Raw genomic sequence first — 7,929 nt, forward strand, 5'->3', positions numbered from 1 at the left:
GCTCAGCACTGAATTTGCGGGAGTTAAAAAATGAATTTTAATGGAATAATTCTATTTCCATAAAGGGAAATAAAACTTAGGAGGATATTATGAAAAAGATTATTTTATTTGTACTGATAGTGTTTATCAGTATCGCCTGTTACGGAGAAATAAGCTATAGTCATCAGTTTTCGGTGCCTGTTGATATGGGGAATAATTGTACTCATAAACTCTGGCTGGCTGATGGTAATGGTGATGATCAGGATGAATTGTATGTTTTCTCTAAAGAAAATAATTACCCGGTTATTCAGTCATTGGCTGTATATGATCTTAATGGTAATTTACTGTCAGTTCACAGCGAACCATTCCCGGAAAACATCTGGGATGTCTCGGTGAGTATGTATGAATCTGATGACTCAGTTTATTATCTGGAAGTAGAGCAAAGATCTACTGAACCATCAATATACTGTGATATAAAAGTATATGATTATAACTCAATGGCAATCATAGATAGTCTATCCCTAGAAATTGGATATGGTACTGGGATGAGTGGCGATTTATTTTTTGTCAAAAATATCAATGTAGCTGAAATAGATGGTTCCGAATATCTATATCTTGGTATAGAGAAATATAATAGTTTTGGTTGGGAGCAAAGTTCAGGTGATCCATTCATGTATAAGTGTCAATTTGATCAGGGGATATTGGGTGAATTGGAAGAAATACCGGAAGTTGGGACAAGCTGGTTTTATACCGCAGGAGCAGAGAGCATTATGTCCATTGGTTATACTTGGTTCTATTGTTATTATGAACCTGATTATTCCATCTATACGCTGAATAACGTATCTTTGGGTACACCAGCAGTAGTAAATGAAATCCTGCAAGTTGATCATGATCAAGCTTCTGGACTTCTTATGAAATTTCTAAACAATTTTGATGACCACTACCTGGATTACGGACTTGTGGTCTGGGAATCATTGAATAATATGCTTCACTGTTATTCGCCAGACCTTTCAAACTTGCTCTGGGAAACAGAAATTACCAGTCCATCAGGAATTTATATAGGTCCCTCTACCTGTATAACCACAAATATGGGAAATAATTTCATTATGTATTTTTTAAATGATAATTACGTAGAAGTGAGGAACAGGATTACTGGCAATGTTGCTCTCAGAGAGCAGTCGCAGATTGTGCCGTTTAAGATATTGCAGAAAAGAGATGGTGAATTATTATTCTTAACCGATGGCGATTCTTCGATCAACTTCCTTGCTTTAGCAGAAGAAATACAACTGGATAATGATGTGAATGAGATCATTGCCAAAGATTATGAGCTGCATAATTATCCTAATCCATTCAATCCTGAGACGATGATATCATTCAATCTTGATCAAGCATCAAATATAAGGATCGATGTTTATAATATCAAAGGTCAGAAAGTAGATACTATTGCCGATGAACATTTCGATGCTGGTCAGCATGACCTTATCTGGAATGCAGAAGATGTTCCCTCAGGAGTATATTTCTATCGAATTAATACAGATCAAGACTCAGCAAACGGTAAAATGATCTTACTTAAATAGCTCAAACTTTTTATTATTAATCAAGCCCCGCATCTCGATGTATGATAGACCAACTTGGGCAGACACACGGGTCTGCCCCTACCCCGATCATCTTAAATTCGGACAAAGTCCGCTAATATTTTCTTGCCAAAAAGAGTTAGAATATTATGGGTAATTGACTAATGTGCTCCCGGTATGTGTATTTTACAAGCTTATCCTGACGGTGTCTGTTTTTGAGCGAACAATCTTAGATCATCACTCCCCGGATACTGATATATACTTAGTGAAAATTCCGGTATAACAGCAAGAAGATGGTCAAAAATATCTGCTTGAATGCCTTCGTAATAAGCCCATCTCTGGTCTTTACTAAAAACGTATATTTCCAGTGGCAGTCCTTTCTCCGTGGGCTGAAGCTGGCGTACCAGGAAAGTCATATCATTGTGTATCTGGGGATGCTGTTTCAAGTATTCCTCTACATATCGGCGGAATGTACCAATGTTAGTAAGTCTTCTTCCGTTAACGAGAACACTGTCATCAACCTGATTTTGCTTGTTAAATACGGCAACTTCTTTTTCTCTGTCGTTAATGTATTCTCTGATTATCTGAATTTTCTTAAGTTTTTCCAGATCTGTTGAGTTTAAAAAGCAAATGCTCTTTATATCAATATAAAGGGAACGCTTTATTCTTCTACCACCTGATTCTTCCATACCTCGCCAGTTTGTAAATGACTCAGTAATAAGAGCATAAGGCGGAATTGTGCTTATAGTTCTATCCCAGTTCTGGATTTTAACCGTATTCAGGGTAATATCAATCACAACTCCATTTGCATTTCTGCTGGGCATTTCCACCCAGTCGCCCAGACTAACCATATCGTTGGCAGAAAGCTGAATACCTGCCACAAAACCAAGTATAGTATCTTTGAATATCAGCATTATAACTGCTGCCATCGCACCTAATCCGGTGAAAAATGAAGTAAGATCCTTATCAAAGATTATGGATACAAATATGCCAAAACCAAGAATGTAAACGAATATCTTGATTACCTGAACAATACCCTTGATGGGACGATTTCGGGAGGAAGGCATTGTATTATAGATTTTATGTAAAGCATTCAAAAAGGCATTAATTACTAATAAGGCTGTAATTACGATATATAGATAGGCTGCTGTCTGAATCGCTTCCACTGCTCGTGGGAAATCTGGTAAAACCAGTGTGACTCCGAAATAGATAATGAGCGCCGGAACTAAATGAGAAAGCCGGCTGAATACTTTCTGATCATAAAATATATTATCCCAGCGAGCTCGTGTTTTATCAATTAATCTCTTAATATTACGCAGTATTACTTTATTGGTGAATATATAAGCTATCCAGGCGGCTGACAGCATAATTATTAATGATATGATTGAAGCTGAAACAGAAGCCTGAGGGGATTGCAAGCCCAATTCCAGTAGCCAGTCTTTGATTAAATTTCTCATTACTTTCTACTCCGTTTTATTATTTAGCTGCGATTAAATTTAAATCTCTCTATCTTGTCAATTGCATTGTTAATTACACATCCCCCTGAAATTAATTTTATTATTGGCTTAGTATAGGGTTGGAATAACATGTCGTCACCATACCGGAGGTGCAAGACCATCCGAGAGGTAACTAAGCAATTATAACTTTTTGCTCACCAAGTTTACTGTGTTTACCATGTTCACCGTGTTTACAAGAAAATCTTATCCCGTTTATGTTTTTTCCCTTTATCTTGAAATCTTTGTTTTGGTTCCGGGGAGGATTACCAGGAAGCAAGAAATTACTGGAAAGCAATAAAACATCGACTTATAAAAGAAAAAAATGAACTGGTTACAAATTGTAACCGATTGAAAATGCCTGCGGCTGATGGCAAAGATGATAATGACCAGGTAGTTTCTTCGGGCATATATTTTTATCAGCTAAAAACTGATGAATTTGTGCAGTCCAAAAAAATGATCTTAATGAAATAAATTAAGTCCATATTTTAACAATCAAGGTTTGTAAGCAATCTAAAGGGGCAGACTATATCTACCCCCTTAAAGGTAATTTTCTTATTACTTTTCCCGATGTAGTCTTGTTATAGTTTCCACCGGAAATTCATCTATAATGCCGACTGTGTATCGCAGGATCAGAGCTGCATCATAAGCTTCTACACTTCCATTACCATCAACGTCACCGACCTCAATCTGCCATTCTTCCCAATCTGTGGCTATCAAACAGAAATACTGTAAAACCAATGAAGCATCCATAGCTTCCACCTCCTGGTTATGATCAATATCTCCATAAGGATAACCCCCGGATACTGCAGCAGAAAGATCACTTTCATTAGCATGACAATCAACTGCCGTAACCTGATAGTCCCCTGAATCTCCGATAATATTCATTATTGGCTCTGTACTGTAATCCAGCAAATCACCATCCCGATAAATGCTGAAATAAGCAAAATCTTCATCAACGGGTTCATTCCAAACCAGATAACCAGAATCAAAGAGCAGCTCTGATGGCACTACCGGACATATATTATCCAGTGAATAACCAGACATAATATTACTTACAAAATTCCCTTCTTCCATTGCTGCAATAATACGGAATTCATATGCATTAGGATTTTCTGACATAGAATCCTGTAAAGTATGAGTTAATATCTGATATACTTCAGCACCAAAAGCGGCTGTCGAATTGGCAATCATCCAGTCATCTTCAATCAGATATTGCACCACATACTGTTCACCTGGTCTCACTATCAAACTGTCTGTGTCAAAACAGCTTTTCGTGAATTCGACAATTACCCAGCCACCCTGATCATCAGGCACATCAATAATATCTTCGATTATGGGATAAGGACTAAACTCTCTTATTACCAGAACTGTATCACTGACGCTAACTCGACTCTGCTGATCATCTGCATAAAATACCACATTTTCTGCTCCTGACCAGTATATTTCAGATGAAATTATAGCCAGGCTTCCCAAAATTTCTATTTCCAGTTCATCTCCCGGTATTGCAGAAAATAGTAAAGAATCTTGATCTATATCAAAGGCATATTCATCTAGATCAATTGTAAGCTGTCCTGCTATATCAAGGAAAAGTTGTTCAGGCATATTCAGCTCAGGTATATCATTTACAGGTTCTACGTTCAATATCACATTATCACTGGTGCTAAACCTTACCATTTCACCGTTAATTGTTACTAACACCTCTTCACTTCCAAACCAGTTTTCATAAGCACTGAATGTCACTTCCGTTCCGTTTATATCTGCAATTATCATTTCATTACCGGTTACGGCAAGTGACAAAGAGTCAACTTCATCATCAGAGAGATATTCCAAAAAGTTTATTGTTAAAGACTCATCTTCGTTGAAAGAAAAAGCATTCGGCAAAATTAGAATTGGTTCTAGAGGAGGAGCCAAAACTATTATATTAACTTCATCACTGGCAGATGCTCTCACTAACGTATCTGAAACCGTGAAAAATATTACTTCTTCACCAAACCATTCTTCCTGAACAGAAAAAGTGACGTTTAAGCCATTTATATCTACGATGATATTATCATTATCAGCAACTGTAATACTTAGCTCATCACCATCAACATCATTTACGAAATCAGTAAAATCTGCTGTAATGCTCGCATTTGCGAGAAAGGTGAAATCATCCGGTAATTCTATCACGGGAGGATCATTCACCGGCATTACTATCACATTCACATTATCGGAAGCACTTAATCTGGATTGCTGATCATCTATAGTAAATGTAAATAATTCTTCTCCATGCCAGTTTAACGGCGAAGAAAAGATTATTAGCAAGCTATCCTGCGTAATATTGATATTCTCACTATTAGAAATTGAAATGATCAACTCATCCAGCGGATCATCAACATCAATGATATACTGACTAATATCTACCGTCATTGACTCATCTTCATAATAACTGATGTTTTCCGGTAAATCAATGACCGGAGCATCATTAATTCCCTGTACGGTTACATTGGCAATACTGCTAATGCTTGCGCTGTCGCTGTCTGTAGCGGTGAAAACCATAGTTTCCTCACCAAACCAGTCAGAAGCCGGAGTTAAGGTTACTATTCCCGCTGCTATTTCCACACTGATATTTGTACTTTCAGAATAACTGTATGCTAATTCATCATCATCAATATCAGTAAATATTTCAGTAAGATCAATCGAATTATCATTAGTGTCCTCATTCATTACTATATCACCAATCTCTGAAACTACGATAGGAGCATCATTAACCGGGTTTATTATTACCAGAAGTGAATCCTGATAATCATACCTTTGCTCCTGAACATCTATCCCGAAAGTAATCAACTCAGCGCCATTCCAGTTTGCCTGCGGTGAAAAAGTTACCATCATGCCATCGATAGCAATATCAATAAATTCATTACCCTCGCCAAACAGCAAATATTCATCGTTGCCGGGAAAAGTAATGAAATCTGTCATATCCAAAGAAAAACTCTCATCTTCATTGATAGTAATACTCTCAGGCATATTAAAGCCCATTTCAATTATGGGAAGATAAAATACTTTGCTGGGATCAATCACAGAACTAATCATCAATGTATCACCTGCATTTGCTCTCATAATATTCTGCTCTGGATTATATATTGTAGATGAAATTGATATTTCCGACCGGAATATCCCTGTGTTTTCGCCTGTTTCCCACATTAATGGTTGTAATGGGAAAAAGGTCGTCATATTAATAATATTCACTTCAGTTAAATCTACAGAAAATTCATTACCATCTTCACCAATTAAACAGAGATAGACCGTCTGACCATCGGCAACGCCACTTGTATTTGGCAAAAGTTCTTCTCCATTTATTGTCACCACCACAGTATCTATCATCGTTAATTGCCCAGGTGTCAAGGGACTCGGAGCTGTCAGAATTGGCTGATATAAAACCATACCTATACTTCCATTTTCATTATCATCATAAATAGATGGATCAATGTTGCCCTGATCGCTTCTGGTTCCCCAAAAGTTATAGGGATAGGATATTTGATCAGTTCCAGTATAACGTAGATTGCACAATACTGTGTCATTTGCTGCTGAATAATTATAAAATATATTATTTTGTGTAAAAGTCTCCGGACTGCCATAAATAGCATAGCTCCCAATATTATTGGTTATCACATTTCTTTCAATAACTGAATGTGCTGAAATCCCGTTTAAGTAAATTGCTGAGGCAGAACCAACAATGTCATTACCAGTAATAGTATTGTCTGTAATAGCAATATTGCCTGTATTTAAGTAAATTCCCCCACTTAAGTTTCCGGATATTACATTATGGGTTATATATAGAGAATCTGCATCTGCTATATAAATTGTAGCATCTCTATAGTTTTCTCCATTATCAATAATGGTATTATTATCAATGATGTTATTTAAGCCCGTGGCTTCTATCCATAGTGCAACGCCTTCTTCATTTTGCTCTGGACTATCACTATAGATGAATTCAGCTATAATATTATTAGTTATTGATAGATCATTTCCTGATACTTTTATGCAATAATCATCTGTTTCGTTATTTTCGATTATATTATTATCAAACTCAAGGGTATCGCATAAAGGAAAGCTTATGATTGAATATGCTTCACTATCATTTAAATACTCCTCCAGAATATTATTTTGGATCGTGTTAAGACTGAACTGCTTAATATTGTTACTGTTTATTAGATCTGTATTAATTTGCAAAACATCATCAATCTCATTGTAAGTAACCGTATTGTTAGTGATTATCTTACCATTATGAATAGCAAATCCGTCATTATTATGGATTACATTATTATTGATTGTTGCTTCTTCATCAGCATCAATTCCAAATCCCCCATTATTGGATATTTCATTATTCTCTATTAAAACACCATTTAGCAAGCCGTAATCACCACTGTTAGTAATAGTATTATCGCTTAATATTGCATCAATAAAAGCTTGAACTCCATAACCAGTATTATTATCGATGATGTTATTTTGGAAAGATAGACCATCTTTTATGCCAAAACCACCATTATTTGATACTTCGTTCTGATTTAATACTGCAACTTCTCCACAGTCTATTCCATATCCATTATTCAAGTTTACTGTATTATTATCATAGTTTCCATTACCTCCAAAGATACCGTATTCACCATTTTCATTTACTGTGTTATTTGTAAAATCTCCATTACCATCAACATGGATACCATAAAGCCCATTTTCATTTACTGTGTTACTTGAATAATTTCCCGAAGAGCCATTAATACCGTAACCTTCATTATTAGTTACAGTGTTATCTGTATAATCTCCCGAAACTCCCCAGATACCGTATTCACCATTTTCATTTACAGTGTTACTTGTATAATTTCCAGAACCTCCACGAATAC

The 7,929-nt window shown here is 36.2% G+C and carries 4 protein-coding genes; 2 read left to right on the plus strand and 2 right to left on the minus strand.

Features of this window, described 5'->3' with window-relative positions; genetic code table 11:
• The first annotated feature begins 89 nt into the window (after nucleotides 1-89).
• Nucleotides 90-1,556, plus strand: coding sequence for a T9SS type A sorting domain-containing protein (locus RAO94_11815; protein ID MDP8323028.1), 1,467 nt, complete (start codon nucleotides 90-92; stop codon nucleotides 1,554-1,556).
• Between the two features lie 191 nt (nucleotides 1,557-1,747).
• Here the strand turns inward: RAO94_11815 and RAO94_11820 are convergent, their stop codons facing one another.
• Complete coding sequence (locus RAO94_11820) at nucleotides 1,748-3,010, minus strand: mechanosensitive ion channel family protein (GenBank protein MDP8323029.1); 1,263 nt, start codon at nucleotides 3,008-3,010, stop codon at nucleotides 1,748-1,750.
• 393 nt (nucleotides 3,011-3,403) lie between these two features.
• Here RAO94_11820 and RAO94_11825 point away from each other — a divergent pair, with 393 nt between their 5' ends.
• The gene (locus RAO94_11825) at nucleotides 3,404-3,520 is read left to right on the plus strand and encodes a T9SS type A sorting domain-containing protein (GenBank protein MDP8323030.1); all 117 of its coding nucleotides are present in this window, start codon (nucleotides 3,404-3,406) and stop codon (nucleotides 3,518-3,520) included.
• Between the two features lie 84 nt (nucleotides 3,521-3,604).
• On the opposite strand, the gene RAO94_11830 is transcribed toward RAO94_11825, so the two are convergent.
• A partial coding sequence (locus RAO94_11830) for a tandem-95 repeat protein (GenBank protein MDP8323031.1) occupies nucleotides 3,605-7,929 on the minus strand: 4,325 nt, incomplete at its 5' end.

It is taken from the genome of Candidatus Stygibacter australis (genome assembly GCA_030765845.1).
GTDB classification, from domain to species: Bacteria; Cloacimonadota; Cloacimonadia; order Cloacimonadales; family TCS61; genus Stygibacter; species Stygibacter australis.